Origin of the sequence: Hyphomonas pacifica (genome assembly GCF_000682675.1) — a bacterium.
In the GTDB taxonomy this organism is placed as follows: domain Bacteria; phylum Pseudomonadota; class Alphaproteobacteria; order Caulobacterales; family Hyphomonadaceae; genus Hyphomonas; species Hyphomonas pacifica.
Genome location: NZ_AWFA01000006.1, coordinates 1 through 16,123, shown reverse-complemented (window position 1 = coordinate 16,123; position 16,123 = coordinate 1). Strand labels below are relative to the sequence as shown.

Annotated in this window: 10 protein-coding genes; 7 read left to right on the top strand and 3 right to left on the bottom strand. The window is 57.8% G+C overall.

Going from position 1 to position 16,123, the window contains the following annotated elements:
• Window position 1: 1 nt before the first annotated feature.
• The 3 genes from HY2_RS02880 to HY2_RS02870 are packed head-to-tail and all read right to left on the bottom strand — an operon-like array spanning window position 2 to window position 8,827.
• Window positions 2–2,767: a DEAD/DEAH box helicase gene (locus HY2_RS02880; protein WP_034824563.1), complete on the bottom strand. Its 2,766-nt coding sequence runs from the start codon at window positions 2,765–2,767 to the stop codon at window positions 2–4.
• On the bottom strand, window positions 2,764–7,950 hold the full coding sequence (locus HY2_RS02875) for a DEAD/DEAH box helicase (protein ID WP_034824561.1): 5,187 nt from the start codon (window positions 7,948–7,950) through the stop codon (window positions 2,764–2,766). Before HY2_RS02875 ends, HY2_RS02880 begins: the two co-directional genes overlap by 4 nt.
• A 10-nt stretch (window positions 7,951–7,960) precedes the next feature.
• Window positions 7,961–8,827 (bottom strand): helix-turn-helix transcriptional regulator, encoded by an 867-nt coding sequence (locus HY2_RS02870; RefSeq protein ID WP_034824672.1) that lies wholly within the window; start codon window positions 8,825–8,827, stop codon window positions 7,961–7,963.
• Between the two features lie 231 nt (window positions 8,828–9,058).
• Between HY2_RS02870 and HY2_RS02865 the strand changes: the two genes are divergently transcribed.
• The 7 genes from HY2_RS02865 to HY2_RS02835 form a co-directional block, all read left to right on the top strand.
• Complete coding sequence (locus HY2_RS02865) at window positions 9,059–11,020, top strand: conjugal transfer protein TraG (RefSeq protein WP_034824560.1); 1,962 nt, start codon at window positions 9,059–9,061, stop codon at window positions 11,018–11,020.
• 2 nt (window positions 11,021–11,022) lie between these two features.
• Window positions 11,023–11,436 carry a ribbon-helix-helix domain-containing protein gene (locus HY2_RS02860; RefSeq protein WP_034824558.1) on the top strand — a complete coding sequence of 138 codons (414 nt, stop codon included), beginning with the start codon at window positions 11,023–11,025 and terminating at the stop codon, window positions 11,434–11,436.
• A 204-nt stretch (window positions 11,437–11,640) separates the two neighbouring features.
• Window positions 11,641–14,106, top strand: a complete 2,466-nt coding sequence (locus HY2_RS02855) for an SEC-C metal-binding domain-containing protein (RefSeq protein WP_051594650.1) — start codon at window positions 11,641–11,643, stop codon at window positions 14,104–14,106.
• A gap of 238 nt (window positions 14,107–14,344) precedes the next feature.
• Window positions 14,345–15,340 (top strand): P-type conjugative transfer ATPase TrbB, encoded by a 996-nt coding sequence (gene trbB / locus HY2_RS02850; protein ID WP_034824553.1) that lies wholly within the window; start codon window positions 14,345–14,347, stop codon window positions 15,338–15,340.
• Complete coding sequence (locus HY2_RS02845; protein WP_034824551.1) at window positions 15,337–15,672, top strand: TrbC/VirB2 family type IV secretion system protein; 336 nt, start codon at window positions 15,337–15,339, stop codon at window positions 15,670–15,672. The genes trbB and HY2_RS02845 overlap by 4 nt, the downstream gene beginning before the upstream one ends.
• Window positions 15,672–15,926, top strand: coding sequence for a VirB3 family type IV secretion system protein (locus tag HY2_RS02840; RefSeq protein ID WP_034824549.1), 255 nt, complete (start codon window positions 15,672–15,674; stop codon window positions 15,924–15,926). Before HY2_RS02845 ends, HY2_RS02840 begins: the two co-directional genes overlap by 1 nt.
• Window positions 15,920–16,123 (top strand): hypothetical protein (locus HY2_RS02835; protein WP_034824547.1); only part of this gene is annotated, 204 nt, incomplete at its 3' end. The genes HY2_RS02840 and HY2_RS02835, both read left to right, overlap by 7 nt.

Sequence of the window (16,123 nt, the reverse complement as noted above, 5' to 3'; positions counted from 1 at the left end):
CTTAGGCTCCGTCCGGTATGAGAACGAAGAGCCCGATAACATCCGGCGGCAGCACTGGTTCGACGCTAACCCTGGAGGCGGCCCCAGCGGCGGCGCGCAAGCGGGCATGATCTTCGACGAGTTCCTCCGCACGCTGCCGGATGAAGTCTGCCAGCGGACCCGCAAGCATCATCGGCAGATCGGCTTTGGCTGCATCGGTCAGTCTCTTGCGTGCAATGTCGGCGAGGTCCGCTGTCGCCGGTGTGCTGAGCCAGTCCCGGACGGCGTTTCCAGACGCAACGATCTTATCGCCCTGCAGGGCAACAAGCGCGGCTTCCTCAGCGAGGAGCAGTCTTTCTTTTCTGGCGTGAATGGTCAGCTTGTATCGCAGACGCAGTAGGGCAATCCGCGTCACGACGGTGACCGCTGGAGTTGGCCAGGCACCAACACGGCCAATACCTAGATCTGGCAATGATTCAGGTTCGAGAGAGGCTTCGAGCAGGCTTTCCGCCAAAGCGGATGTCAAGGGATGGGTCCGCGTCAGAAGACTGGTTCCCGAAGGCGCAGGTTCGGCGGTGGCAAGCCTCACTGACCCCGTGAGCCCGCGCTGATCCAGTTTTTCTTTCAGGCTTGGCTCCAGGGCGTGCACATGCGCGAGATGGACCGGGCCCTTCTTCTCGAGCGGTACGCCAAATTTCGACATGGCCCGGTCAACGAACTGCCGAGCGTCATCAGGCGAGCCGAGCAGGTCTTTCACCTTGTTCCATTCCGGTGCGACTTCACCCGGCTTCATGGCATTCTGGGCAAATCGCGCGCGTGATTTCTTTTCATTCTCGCTGGCATCGCGCCAACGCGTCTCAATGGCCCGTGTGCCGTCTTCAAGACGTAGGTCGAGCGCGAGTTGTTGCTGCCCGCCGCGACGCAGCATCATCGACGCCATCAATGCGTCTGTGACCGCTCCACGTTCTTCCGGCAGCGGAACGGTGACGCCGGTTGCTTTTCTGATCTCTTCTGCCTTTCGCAAGATGACGTCCAGAACTGCGCCGTCGATCGCGCTGTCGGGGGAGAACATCATGATGGACCGAACCAGTTCAGCAGGCTGACCAAAGCGGTCAACGCGGCCCTCCCGCTGCTGGTGGCGCGTGGGATTCCACGAAAGATCGTAGTGAACCACGGTGTCGAAGAGTTGCTGAAGATTGATGCCTTCCGACAGGCAGTCGGTGGCCACAAGAATGCGCTGCGTGTCCTTCTGCGAATCCTCAGAGGCCATTTCGGCGACACGGTCGCGCCGCTCATCCGGCGTCAGCTCGCCGGTCACAACCTCCACCGTGAGTTTGCCAAAAGCTTTGCGAAGCCGTTCCTTCACATATTCCGCAGTTGCCAGATAACGGCAAAACACGACCGGGTTTGCCCCGTCTTTGATCAGAGGTTTCAAAGTACTGACGAGCGCGTCAATTTTCGGGTCTGTCTCGGTTGTGAGCCCTGATGCTCGATCGAGTAGTGCAAGAAGTTCAGGATCCGATGTGAAGACCGTGCCCGGCTCGAGGTCAACGGCATCTTCGTCATCGCCGTCTTCGTCGTATATCCGGGGTTCGAGGCGCTCAGTCTCATTGCTGGCGCGGTTCCTCAGGGCACTGAGCGCCGCAGCCGGTGACGACCCAACGCAGCGCATCAGCGCAAGCGTTCCCCAGAACGCTAATCTTTGATCCCGTCTTTGGTTGCCGGCGCGCGAAACGACTCCCAGACAATAGTCGATAACCGACTCCTGGAAATCGAGATGCGGTCCCGTCAACCGATAGGAGAATTCCGTGGTCTCATGTTTTGGAAAGGACCGCGTCTCGTCCCAGTCTCCTTCAATCAGGTCCACACGTCTGCGCTGGACAAAATGCCGTGCAAGGCGCTCTCGATAGCGCGTATTGTCAAAGTCTGCGCTCGCGAATTCCTCATCAATTAGTGACAGAAGCCGCGCAAATGCCTCTTCATCACCTGAATGCGGTGTGGCGGTCAGCATTATCAGTCGGCGATTGGCGTCTTTTGCCAGCCCCTGAAGAAGGTCGAAACGCTGCTGCTTGCCCTTGTGGGTCCCGACGCAGGCGTGAGCTTCATCAACTATGACAAAGTCAGGACACGCCCTTGCAAACCCGTCCCGCCGCTTCTCCGCTTTGATGTAGTCGAGACTGACAACCGTAAACGGAAACGCGTCAAAGAGTGTTTGCGCGAGAGGCAGATTACGTTCGAGCCGGGTCGCTGTCCCCGAGGTTACCGGGACCGCATCAATCCCGAACCGGTCTTTGAGTTCAATGAGCCATTGATCCACCAGATGCGGCGGACAAAGCACTGAGAACGAATCTACCTCGCCCCGATCCATGAGCTCGCGGAGGATCAATCCTGCTTCGATGGTTTTTCCGATCCCCACATCATCAGCGATGAGCAGCCGTGGCACCTGGAGCCTCAAGGCCATAAGAAGCGGAACCAACTGGTAGGTGCGAGGCTCGAAAGATAGATGGGCCGCCGATCTGAAAGGACCTGCACCGCGTCGCAGTGTAAGCCTCAATGCATCGCTCAAAAGGGCGGCCTTGGCTTGAACGGTGCGCGCGGCGTCTGCAGGCAAGTCGAAGCGGGCCGGTTCGACCGCCGTCAGCTCAAGGTCGGGGTTCAGCAACACCACGTCGTTTTCGTTGCCGGACAAAGGCCGAAGCGCCAACACATCACCATCTGGTGGCGGCAGTGCGACCCACTCCCGTCCTCGCGCACGCACGATATCGCCTGGCGAGACGTTGACCCTCATGCGTTGCCCCCCAGCAATTCAACCAGCTCTGGCGGAAGTCCCTCACCCGGACTTGAGGGCAGAAATACCAGCTCCCACCCCTGGGCTTGAGCCTGTTCGGCCAGCGGATCCGTGAGAGGCTTCAAAGTCGCCGCGACGCGATGTGTTTTCCAGCCATATTCGATCGACGCTTCTCCGATTTCAAAATGCAGAGCATCGGGTTCCGGCAAGTTGGCGGCCGCAAAAGCGCTCAGCCAGAGATGAGCCGCCGCATCTGGTTTAGTTTGTTGCTGGAGCACGGTCTCGCCTCGAGCAAGATCTACAAGCAACTGCTTCACTTCATCGCTGGCCCGATCGATCTGTTCATGATCGGGCTGGTTGAAGTATGAGAGCAGGCACCGATAACAGCCTCTGACGCACGCTTCATCGTCAGCGTCCGTGAGCAATGTCGCATCGCCATCGCTAATCGCCTTCTCAATGTTCTCAAAGTGCATCAGCTCCAATGCTGTCCTCGCCACCTCAGCTATCGCTTTGGGATCATCGATCAGACGGGTCAGGACGCCCGCGCCACCCTCTGTAGCCTCATACGCCAAAATCGCCCGGCGATTATCGCGAGCCGGTAGAGGCTCGCCCAGCACTTCACCTTCCTCCAGCTGGTAGACGACTTCGATACCCCTGAGCAGGGCATGCTGGAGTGTCGTGATCGTTGCAGGTGCATAGGCTTGTGGCTCTTTGATCCGGACGAGAAGTGCATTCTTGTGATCACGGACTATCGGCACAATGCGGACTGGCTTTACAACGTCTGGTGCTGCGTCTGTTTCCGCGTCTTCATCTTCGGACTTGGCCCAGTACCCGGTTCGGGGATCAATGTAGAAGCCAAAGACGGTTTGGTCGCGACGACGTTTCAGGCCTTTGTTCAACCGACTGATTTCGGCGCTGTTCGCATACTGGAGCGCCAGCAGACTTGCTTCTCCACACCGATAGTCGGCCTCGGTGACCTGAATTTGTCCCTCCTTGCGCGGCCATGAGAAGACCGTTTGAATGTCAAAGCCCTGCCGCACACGCTCTTCGTCATTTGCCGAAATGCGCTCGGTCGGCATCGCCTCTACATTGTCGATCCGAAGAGTTCGCTTAATCGGTACTTCATTGGCCATATGTGCATTGCAGCCATGGCAACGCTCGACCTCACCTTCATGGCAAGCGCCGCACTCCTGGCAGATGAAGATATCCTTTGTCGCAAGTTCTGAACCGTCCCCGCCCCGCGCCTCAGGAGGGAGCTTCGCTTTCATCACGCGGTAGGCGCGGCCCTCATGATAAATCAGACTACGTGGGCCAAACTCGGAAATAGCGAGAAACCGGGCGCGCGATAAAAACGACCCGGTTTTGTCTTCACCCGGAATAAAGGCGTAAAGTGGCAAACGCGGAAAATTATACCCCGGCAAAAAGCCCTCGGTTGCCAAGTACCGATACGAATAGAAGTCCGAACCATTCGATGCTTTGCCTTGCTCGAGGATGGTAATCTGATCACTGGCCTGAATTTGCGCAGACTTTATCTTCCGCCGGTCAGCTCCGGAGAGTCCTGTGATCTCTGATCGCGCATTGGCCTCGGAAAGTTGACTGCGTGCCGACTTGTAGAGCTCCCGCCATCGGCCAAACGCTTGATCAAACGATCTCGGCGCCTCCATGGCCACCTTCAGAACAAAGTCATCGGCGTCGTCCATCCATGTAGGAAGCGCCCCCCCGTCCGCCGCCAGAATGGCATGCAGCACGCGTTTCATGGGCCCCACGGCTGATGAGACGAGCGATGGTTTGTTTATCGCGCTCAATATGTCGTCTTTGAGCGGGAAATTCTCCGTCTGAAGATCGAGTATTTCTGGAATGTCCGGGGACAGGGCGAGCTTTGATTCGGCAAGCCAGACCGCATGAAGATGGGAGCGAACAAGCTCTTCATTTGTGATGTCGAGCGCAGGCGGCCTCACAACGCCGGCAACCATATCGTTGCGGCGCTCGAAGAAATATTGATCGTGTGGTGACCCTGAGGCGCAATAGGCGACCACTACGGCAGCCTGACCCGAGCGCCCGGCACGTCCCGCGCGCTGCGCATAGTTTGCCGGGGTTGGCGGCACGTTGCGGAGGTAAACCGCGTTCAGTGCTGAGATATCAACACCGAGCTCCATTGTCGGAGAACAAAAGAGCGCCGGTAGGAACTGGTCCGACTCACCTGTGGCCTTTATCTCGGTTCTGTATTCAGACCCCTGCAGATTGGTCTGGTCGTCGTTCTCGAACCGGAACCGCCATTCGCGCCATTCGCGTTGCTTTTGAGATACTTGCGCGGTGTGTTCCCGACCTTCCAGCCCCCAATAGGCGCTGCTCCCCAGGGCGAGATCGTTCGCAATGGTGAGATACAGGTTATGGAAATACTCATTGCCACGCGCAGCCGCGTCCTGGAGTGCGGCACCGGGCACGAGTCGGACAGCCGACGGTGTGAGCCGCCAGCCCATGACATTGGTGTCGATCTCGACGGGAACAACGAGACCTTCATCAGACAGAAGTTCGAGAAGACGTCCTAGGAAATCCAGATAATCGTTCTTGCCAAGTTTTGTTCCAATAACGCTCTTCTTGTTTATCAGTCTGGCGATACGGGAATTGTGACCTGCACGGAGGAGCGTTTGCTCTTCGCGCAGGCTGACCACGCCCTTGCCTGGAGCGCGCTGGACCAGCGACGCCCGCCCCCTCGGCTTCTCCTTGCTGTCGATTGCCCATGGAGAACGGAGCAGCGATCGAGATTTTTGCGCCACGCCGTCGAGCACCGCCAGGTCGAGAGACTCTGTGTTCACAGCGAGACCGGCGAGCATTGCATTGAGCAGTTCTTTCAGGAGCTTCTGTCGTTGCTCGGCCGAGACCTCTCCCAACTCCGGAAGTACAGCCATCATCCGCTCGCGGTCGTGGGCGATTTCCTCGAGGCCAACAAATCGCACATCAATCAGATTGAGAACTGAGAGGCTGGGATTTGTGTACCGCCAACCGCGACGAAGATCTGTCCAGACCCGATGGGCAAGCACTTTTGCGAGCGCGCGCTGTGCATCCTCGCGAATAACCGCGCCTGCTGACGGATCCAGCATCCAATGAACCCGGGCGCCGGCATTGGAAGAGACAAAGCCAAGCGCCTTAACGACCCTGAGACCAAACTCATCCTCGCTGAGGCCGTCATCGCCATCGTCAACTATAGCCCGCAAAATCGCGCCGCGGAGGAGACTGACGAAAAGAAAGTCATTGAAATGACCAGACTGCAGCGCCGCGTCCTGACGGTTATCCGTAAAGCCGAGAAGCTTTCGTTTTGTCTCCGGAACACCACTCTCGGTCGAATTCATCCATTCAAGGGCGCTCGAGACCAACAGCGTCGTCGCCGAGCTTCGGCCTTCACCCGACAAGCCCGCAAGTTTGCTTCGCTCCCGCATGCCTTGATTGGGTTCGTCCTGACAGCACAGGCAGAACGCGAATTTGCCGGGTATAAAAAAGAACTCCCGGCCACCTGAACCGTGACGCCCGTCTGGCTCCACAAGAAATGACACCGGAGCGCGCGGCCTTCGATAAGATCGCAACCGTTCCACGCCATTGCGTTCTTCCAGCCAGCTTTCCGGATAAGTGGTGAGATCGCCATTGAATACGAAATCGGAGTCGCCGTCTGGCACGGGGCAGAGATACCCAGCCACTTCTGATCCGTCTTCAGACTCAAGTGGCGTATCGTCGATCCCTCGCGGCAGAAATTTCGTATGGCCATCATCGTCAGTCTTCGTAACGACGTGATATTCTTGACCGCAATTTCTGCAGAAACGCGTTGGATACAGGCGGTTGCCTGGTGAAGTGGGATCTTCGAGCTGCCCTTCAAACAGAACCGTTCGGGGCTGTTTCGTCAGGGTGGTAAAGACTTCACCTGCGCCCGAGATGAAGCGGTGAAGCTTGAAGGCGAGAAAGGCGCGGTCTCCGCTTCCGCCTCTTTCGAATTCTGGCAGGCTGACTTTGGTCAGAAACTCCTGCAGAACGCTCTTGCACTTTTCAGAATCCAAACCACTGTCCGCCACGAGTCGATCAACGGCATCCTGAAAAGGCATTGGCTTCTGTCGTTTGAGCTCGAGGCCGTCATCCAGACCAAGCGCAAGCTCGGCCCAAACCGCCAGCGCATGGGTTCTGAGCGTAGAGTCATCTAGTGTTTCGGGAAGGTCGTCCCCCAGCACGGCTGGCAGTGAAGCGACAGCATCTGATAGAGTGATCTTGTCATCCGTCGCGCGCTGCAGGGACTCATCGATGACGGCATCGGGGCCAATGTCAGCGCCGAACAAACGAGAGGCGACCTTTGCGACCGCAACGGCCCGACTTTCTTCTGAGCCCTCGGACGCCATAGTCGCGGAAGTACCGATGCAGACAGGGGCTTTGTCTGGCGCGCACCGGTCGCGAAGGCGTCGCACAAGAACAGCAACGTCTGCACCTTGGCGTCCCCTGTAGGTGTGAAGCTCATCAAGGATGATGAATTCCAAGCCACTCGCGTTCTCGACCACTTGCGCATCTAGCTTGTCCTGCCGTGTCAGAAGCAGTTCTGCCATCATGTAGTTGGTAAGCAGAATATCAGGAGGATTGGCTGCAATTTTCTGGCGTTCCTCCTGGCTTTCCTGACCAGTATATCGCTTGATCACTGGACGGATATTCTCCGGAAGGCCCGACTGGCTGATGAACTTGTCGATCTCCTTCAATTGACTATTCGCCAGCGCGTTCATTGGATAAACGATGATGGCTCTCGTCTTTCTTGGCTTTCCTGCCCGCAAAGCCCGAATAATTGCATCCACCACCGGCACAAAGAAGCACATGGATTTTCCTGATCCCGTGCCGGTCGTGACGACGAAACTCTTGCCTGCTTTCGCCTTGGCGATGGCTTCGGCCTGGTGCCGATAGAAGGTCATCGGAACGTCGCCAAAACGAAAGACCCTGCCAGTGGCGTCATCCAGATCACCCGTGGCTACAAGTTCATCGATGTTTTTGTCCGACCGATATCGGGGATTGAGCGACAGCAACGCCTCAGGCCAGAAGCGCCCTTCGTCATATTGCCGATCTATTTCAGCTCTCAGGTCATCTGATCGGATTGAGGTGAAGGAACGCGAGAACCGTTCGTATGCCGTGATCAAATGCTGGTCGAAGTCGAATGCTTTCATGGCATTTCACTCACGTCAGATTGGTGGTTGCGAAACCAGCGGTGTCCAGCCGGTTCTTTAAGACGATTTGCTGGTCCTTCGGTTCGCGCACTGAAGGATCCGTGTCGAGGCCAAGACGCCGCAGCGAGTAGTAGAGCATGGCGTTTCTGACGGTTAGTGTCGCGTGACCGTCGGTCATTCCATAGTCGAGAGCCACGGCGGCCTTTTGGGCATCCGAGAGGTCCGGGTGCGGGGCGATCACCAGATCGACCGTCTTGTGCCAGTTGCGATCCGTTTGCGGATCAATCTCTGATGGTTTGCGCGCGCGGTCTTTCAGGATCCGCGAAAGCACAAAGTCCTTGAAGGCAGCGTCCTTGAAACACCACGCCCGGGCATGCCAGCGGAACCCGTCAAATCCGAGCGCGTGGGGTGCGATCCAGCGCCATGCCGGTTCAGGCTGCGACATAGACTGGTAGCGAACCTCAATGGCCTCTCGGTTCTCGATAGCCCTCAGGACCGAACGGAGGATCGGGGCCTCGACGCCGCGCGCTGGGGTAGGCGAGGCTTCGAATTCCGGGAGACTGCCGAGCCAGGCGTCGGACCGCTCCACAATCCCCTGATCCAGCAAATGAAGCTGTGATAGATATCGCCCCGCATCGGGCTGCAGAAACTTCGGCGCAAAGTGATCGCCGCGCACATAAGTGCGTTCGCTCTTGTCGTAGAGCATGTTGCCCGGCGCGAGCTCGAGATAGCGGTTGAGATCGGTCGAAGCCTGGTTCACCGAAACGCCGAAAACTTCCATCACATCGCCGCGGTTCACATGCCCCTCCCAATATAGCCGGAACTCGATGAATTCGAGACGCCGCTCGACGCCCCAGCGAAGCTCCGACTTGTTCATTCCGACCATGTCCTCCTGCCGACATGATTGATCCAGTAACTTTGCTCACACAGAAACTGGTTGCACACGCACGTTAGGCGGGATTAACGATTCTCGCAATCGGGAAAATGACGCTTCACAGTTGAAAGCCGCCTAGTCCTTGCCTTGCGAATTCTTGCGCCTTTCCCGTCTGGGCGATGGCTTCGCTTTGGCTGATGCTTGAGCGCTCCCCTTGTCTGTTCGGAGCGCACCATGACCGGCACAAAAGTTCTTATCGGCACCTTCTGTCTGGTTTGCCTGATCATCCTGTTCTCGATCTGGGGCGCGACCCAGTGGACCGCAGGGGCGCTTGGCTACCAGCCGGGGCTTGGACGACCCTGGTTCATGCTTGGCGATACGCCCATCTATCGCCCCTGGCGTCTGTTCCAGTGGTGGTACGCCTACGAAGCCTATGCGCCGGGCGTGTTTGCGCGCGGCGGATTGATGGCGGCGGGTGGCGGGTTTCTGGGCGCGGTGGTCGCCGTGATCGGCTCGCTGCTGCGGGCGCGATCAAAGAAGCACCTGACCACCTATGGCTCCGCCCGATGGGCAAGCGCGCGCGATGTGAGCAAAGCAGGCCTGCTGGTCGAGGACGGTGTGTTTCTCGGGCGCTGGAAATCCGCCTATCTGCGCCATGACGGCCCCGAACACGTCATGGCCTTCGCGCCGACCCGCTCCGGCAAGGGTGTGGGGCTGGTTGTACCAACCCTTCTCGGCTGGACCGGCAGCGCGGTCATACACGACATCAAGGGTGAGAACTGGGATCTGACCTCAGGCTGGCGGTCGCGCTTTTCCCATTGCCTGCGCTTTGAGCCGACGGATGCAGGCTCGGTTCGGTTCAATCCGCTCATGGAGGTGCGACAGGGCGACAATGAAGTGCGCGATGTTCAGAACATCGCCGATATCCTGGTCGACCCGGAAGGCTCGCTGGAGCGCCGCAATCACTGGGAGAAGACCGGGCATGCGCTCCTGGTCGGTGTCATCCTGCACGTGCTCTATGCCGAAGAAGACAAGACGCTGGCTGGTTGCGCGCGGTTCCTGTCCGATCCGGAGCGCAGCTTCGAGGCGACCCTGTCAGCCATGATGAATACCCCGCATCTGGGCGACGCTGTGCACCCGATTGTGGCGCAGGCGGCCCGCGAACTCCTGAACAAGTCCGAGAATGAGCGATCCGGCGTTCTCTCCACCGCCATGAGTTTTCTGGGGCTTTATCGCGACCCGGTCATCGCCCGCGCCACCAGCGCCAGTGACTGGCGCATTGCTGACCTTATCGATGGGAAACACCCATGCTCGCTCTATCTCGTCATCCCGCCCTCCGACATATCCCGCACCAAGCCGCTCGTGCGGCTGATCCTGAATCAGATCGGACGCAGGCTGACAGAGGAGCTGCCCAGAAAGGGTGAGCGCCGCCACAAGGTGTTGATGATGCTGGATGAGTTTCCGGCGCTCGGACGGCTTGACTTCTTCGAAAGCGCGCTCGCCTTCATGGCGGGCTATGGCATGCGGGCCTATCTCATCGCCCAGTCGCTGAACCAGATCGAAAAGGCCTATGGGCCGAACAATGCCATTCTCGACAATTGCCATGTACGCATCGCCTTTGCGACCAATGACGAGCGCACCGCCAAGCGCATATCTGATGCCCTCGGAACAACCACGCAGCAACGCGCGCAGCGCAACTATGCCGGCCATCGCCTCGCGCCCTGGCTCTCCCATGTCATGGTCTCGGCCCAGGAAACCCAAAGGCCGCTCCTCACACCCGGCGAGGTGATGCAGCTGCCCCCTGACGAAGAACTCGTCATGGTCTCCGGCGCGCGGCCATTGAAGGCGAAGAAGCTTCGCTATTTCGAAGACAGGAACTTCACCTCGCGGGTTCAGCCGCCGCCCGTCGATCCGGTCCTGCCTGAGCAACGCAAACATGACTGGGATGGCGTGCTGGCAAAAGCAGAAGTCGCGTCGTTTGCGGACAAAGATACTGGCTCTGACGAGGGAGGACTGCAACACAGCCAGACGCCCAGCCTCGATCCGCCGGAGCGCGACACTCCTGAGCCAGCACAAGAGCCTGAACAGGAAGCAAGAGACAGCGATCTGGATGATCTGGCCGTCAAGACGCTGAAACCCGCAGAGCGCGCCCTTGGCATGGACCGCGCAGACGGCGACTTCTTTCCGAAATTCTGACCATGAAGCCACGCGTCAACATTCGCCTCTCCCACGAGATGCATCGTATACTTGAAGAGATGGTACTTGCGCCCGGCGCGACGAAATCCGCGATCATGGAAGATGCGCTGAGAGCCTATCTCGATCCTCAGCGCAATGCAGCTCGGGACGATCTCCTTCTGCAGCGCGTCGGCCGGATTGAGAAACGTCAGAACGCCATGGAGCGGGACCTAGCGCTCTGCCTCGAAACCCTCGGCCAGTTCGTCCTTTACTGGCTGACCCGAACAGACCCGATACCCGAAGCCGAGCGCGACGCGGCCCAGATCCTCGGCCAGCGGAGGTTCGAGTTTTTTATCGATCAGGTCGCGAGGCGCGTTGCGTCCGATGAACCGTTGTCAAAGCGGGTTTTTCCGCCTTCAACACATGATTCTCAGTAGGAAGATCATGGTCGCCGTCGGTGCCAATTAGACGGGCTGCTCAGGCCGAGAAAAATTCTCGAGAACTAATTATTTCATCGTGGGCGATGATCGTGAGCAACCCCGTTGTCTGTGCACTTTATCCGAATCGTCGGGCACTTCGCATGATACATTGAAAGCAACCTGAGTTATCTTCGCGATTTCAAAAATAAGAAAGGTCTGTCGTTGAAACGCCGCAAGAGAAAAAAAGCGCGCCGGGCAAGGCCTGACGAGGTCTTTGGAAACGAAGCGCTGACTGTTGCACGGTTCGGAAAGGACGTTGTCTGGCAATCACACCTCACGGCCGAACAACTTGCGGAACTGCAGGCAAAACAAGCTGAAGCATTTGATGCTGTCGTAGCCGAAATCGATTCGCTTGTGATCGGCATAGCAACACAAGTCAGCCAACTACCCGCGAGCCAATTACTGCACCGCGCTTGGTGGGAACTTGCTGCGCGTCATATGGGCGTCAACGCTGAAGCGGACGTTGGGCCAGAGGACGCTTTAGCGATGCGGATGGTAGACTACATTCAAAGTATCATTGCGTCCGTACCGCCAGCGCCAGTCGTCAAACCTGAAGTTACCGAAGAAGACTGGAATCAGCTTCGCGAGAGTGTCGATGCGCTCTTCATGAAGTTGAACACCTCCTACCAGATTTGCCGTACGGCAAAAGCGCTGAAAGAGGACCCAGCGTTAGACCTGAAGTTCGAGGAGTTCTTCTTCAAGGCCCAAATGTACTGGTGTAACGTTCGTGGAGAACGGTATCAGGTTCTGGAGGAGGCACATTTGCGTGATCTCTTCGCGCCCCACTCGGACGTCATGGAAGAAATGTTCGGGATCAGCGCTGACACGTTCGTTGACGAAATCATGAAGATCGTCGCCTCATTGACGAAAGGCATCCAGATCGCATTCGAAGAAATGGAATCATTTCGACAAGATTCGCTGAATGCAGTGACTACGAAAGTTCAGACTGGCCAATATGGCAACAAAACCTTTGAGGAAATATTCGAAAATGTGATTGCTGAGAACAACTGGGGGGACCGACGAGAACGAGTTGGCTCGCTATGGATCGGGCTTGACCTATACGATGTCAGAAAGCTGACAATTCTGTCCAATGATCTGGTTGACGAACTTACATGGGGTCCGGGCGAGGATACCGACTTCTTTGCAAATGGCCCGTTCCCGGGTTGGCCGTTGCGCGTTTGGCCGACATTCAAGCGGCCCTTCATTTGTATTGACGGAAGAGCGTGTTGCTTTGACCTCCACAGTCTGTGTGACAACATTTATCGTATCATGAGCCGGGTCATACGGCGTAAGAAGCCCGACTATCAGGAGACTTGGAATGTGCGGCAGCAAGCGGTTGCTGAAGAACTACCATTAGCACAGCTAGCTGCACTTCTTCCCGGATCGACTGTCTTTAAGTCGGCGTACTACAAGTGGATTCCCAAACCTGGTCACACAAAAAAAGAATGGTGCGAGACGGACGGACTGGTCGTATACGATGATCATCTTTTCATTGTCGAAAGCAAAGGCGGAGCGTTCACACACACGCCTCCGGCAACGGACTTTGAAGCCTACATCAGCTCTCTGAAAACGCTACTTCTGCGACCCGCAACGCAAGGACAACGTTTCCTCGAGTACCTGAATTCGGCTGAAAGCGTTGAGCTTTACGACGCTGACCATAATGCAATTGGCTTGCTATGCAGGACCGATTTCCGTCAAGTCACTATTTGCACCGTAACACTGGATCCCTTCACGGAAATGGCGGCGCAAGCTCAGCATCTAGGACGGCTGGGTATCAACGTAGGTAGCCGGGCTATCTGGCCAATCTCTGTGGATGATCTACGCGTCTATAGCAACGTATTTTCAAGCCCACTGGAGTTTCTTCATTACGTCGAGCAACGTAACGCAGCTTTCGCTTCGGAACTTCTGGAACTTGACGACGAGCTTGATCACCTTGGTCTTTATCTAAAACACAATCGCTATGCTGATTATGCCCAAGAGCGCTTTGCCGACGCAGGTGCGACCATAAATTTCTCCGGATATCACTCGGCAATCGATAAATTTTTTTCGGAACGGTTACATGATCCAACGTTTCCGTGTCCCCTGCGTCAAGACGCTCCAGAGCGTTTCATCGAAATTTTGGAAATTTTGGCCGGCTCAGATCGCAAAGGCAGGTCTAGGCTTGCCAGCTATTTGCTTGATCTTAGCGGAGATGGACGCAAGGACATTTCTGAATGCATAGATCGCGAACTTCGTGAACAACTGGGCCGCGGTCGGCCACTCGCGTTTTCAACAGTTGGCGGACTGGATATTGGGAATACAACTCTAGTCTATGTCGGGGATGACGCAATCAGAAACGCCAAAGTTTCTGTACGGCTGGCACGTGAACATATGCTAATCGCTGGCGAAAGAGAACGCTTACTCCTTGAGCTAACGTATGCTGACAATCAGCTTCGAGATGTCGATTGGCAATGGGTGAGAATGGAAGATATCTCTTCAGAAGAGTTGCCAGAATTGCAGGCCGGTGCAGAGAAGCTGCGCCAAATTCGCCTCACAACCGACAAAAAGACCCGCCGCAAGATCGGGCGCAATGATCTCTGCCCATGTGGTAGCGGCAAAAAGTACAAAAAGTGCTGTCTTCGTCTTTAAACTCGCGAGCCGCTGCGAGCGATTACTCGGCGTTCTAATCGCCCATTACATGCGGGAGGACTCTCTTAGCTCCGAATTCGAACCCTCTCGCGTCTCCGGTCACCCGGACTTGATAGGCCAATGGCGTCTTGCAAGTCCTCTCGATCTTTCCCGATCATTTGCGACTTTCCCAACTATCAGAAACTAGCGTTAAATCAGAGGATTGGACCTGTCAGCAACGACAGGAGCCTCTCCCCCGATGTCCGCACCCGCCCGAACGCTTGAGACCGACCAACGACGCGTATCCATGCTGCGGTCTGCCTGCGAAGGCGCGGTGCGGGCAGCGCTGGAGGCTGACGACGTCATCGAAATCCTCGCCAACCCTGACGGCTCGATCTGGATCGAACGGGCCGGGCGAGGGGTCGAGGTCAGCGCCGAAAGTATTCCTGCTACTGCGCGCGAACGGATCATCCGCCTTGTCGCCAGCAGCATAGGCGAGGCCTGTGATCGGTCCGCCCCCATCGTCTCTGCTGAGCTCCCCGGCAGCGGCGAGCGGTTTGAGGGGCTTCTCCCACCTGTCTCGACGGCGCCGTGCTTTTCGATCCGCAAGCCTGCGACGACGCCGTTTGAACTCGGCGATTATGTCGATCAGGGCGCGCTGGCGCCGGCGCTGGCACAAGCGTTACAGGACGCGATAGCGGCGCATGCGAACATCCTGATCGCGGGCGGCACGTCCTCCGGCAAGACGACCTTCACAAACGCTTTGCTCGCCGAACCCTCTCTCCATGACGACCGCATCGTCATCCTCGAAGACACGCGCGAGCTTCGATGTGCCGCGCCCAATGTAGTGCAGCTTCGCACCCATCCCGGCAGCACCAGCCTGCAGGACCTTGTCCGCTCAACCCTGCGCCTGCGTCCCGACCGGATCATTGTCGGCGAGGTGCGCGGGGCCGAAGCGCTCGATCTCCTGAAGGCCTGGAACACCGGCCATCCCGGCGGGATCACGACGCTGCATGCGAACTCCGCCCACGGCGCATTGGCCCGGCTTGAACAATTGACGCTGGAAGCGACGCCCCGCGCGCCCTTCGACCTCATCGCGGAAGCGATTGACGTGGTCGTGTTCATGAGCCGCGCGGGCGGCCAGCGCCGCGTTGAAGAAGCGCTGCGCGTCACCGGCTTTGACGGCGAGGGCTACCAGACCGCCCCGCTCGTCTCCCGCTCTTTGTCCCTCGTCCAACATGGAGAAACCCTATGACGCTCTACAACCACCTCCAGACCGTGAACCGAACGGTTCAGGTCGCAGCCTGTATCGGCCTTGGCCTCATGATCGCAGGCCCGGCCCATGCGGCAGGCTCCGGCATGCCGTGGGAAGGCCCGCTCGATCAGATCCTGACCTCGATCGAGGGTCCGGTCGCGCGCATTGTAGCGGTGATCATCATCACCATCACCGGCCTGACGCTGGCCTTTGGTGAGACAAGCGGCGGTATGCGCAAGCTGATCCAGATCGTGTTCGGCCTCTCCATCGCCTTCGCCGCGACCTCGTTCTTCCTGACCTTCTTCAGCTTCGGCGGTGGAGCGCTGATCTAGTGGCCGACGGCTATGAAATCCCTCTCCATCGCTCGCTGACCGAGCCGATCCTGATGGCGGGCGCGCCCCGCACGGCCGCCATCGCCATCGGGACGCTCGCCGCAGCGGTCGGCCTGGGCCTGCAGCTCTGGATACCGGGGCTTGTTCTCTGGGCGGTGGGGCATTCGGCGGCTGTGTTCATGGCACGGAGCGATCCGGATTTCATGGCCGTCGCGTCACGCTCCACGCGGCACAAGGAGCATCTGACATGCTGAATCTGAGAGAATACGCAGAAACCCCGGTCCTGCTGGCCGACTATCTCCCCTGGGCCTGCATGGTCGCACCGGGCGTGGTCCTCAACAAGGATGGCAGCTTCCAGACCACGTTCCGCTATCGCGGGCCGGACCTTGAAAGCAGCACGGAAGAAGAACTCGTCTCGGTCATGGCGCGGGTCAATAATGTGCTGCGCCGG

What these genes read in the sequence shown, in the direction of transcription:
- HY2_RS02880 (WP_034824563.1), bottom strand. Translation starts at nt 2,767, where the DNA reads ATGAGGGTCAACGTCTCGCCAGGCGATATCGTGCGTGCGCGAGGACGG.
- HY2_RS02875 (WP_034824561.1), bottom strand. Translation starts at nt 7,950, where the DNA reads ATGAAAGCATTCGACTTCGACCAGCATTTGATCACGGCATACGAACGG.
- HY2_RS02870 (WP_034824672.1), bottom strand. Translation starts at nt 8,827, where the DNA reads ATGAACAAGTCGGAGCTTCGCTGGGGCGTCGAGCGGCGTCTCGAATTC.
- HY2_RS02865 (WP_034824560.1), top strand. Translation starts at nt 9,059, where the DNA reads ATGACCGGCACAAAAGTTCTTATCGGCACCTTCTGTCTGGTTTGCCTG.
- HY2_RS02860 (WP_034824558.1), top strand. Translation starts at nt 11,023, where the DNA reads ATGAAGCCACGCGTCAACATTCGCCTCTCCCACGAGATGCATCGTATA.
- trbB (WP_034824553.1), top strand. Translation starts at nt 14,345, where the DNA reads ATGTCCGCACCCGCCCGAACGCTTGAGACCGACCAACGACGCGTATCC.
- HY2_RS02845 (WP_034824551.1), top strand. Translation starts at nt 15,337, where the DNA reads ATGACGCTCTACAACCACCTCCAGACCGTGAACCGAACGGTTCAGGTC.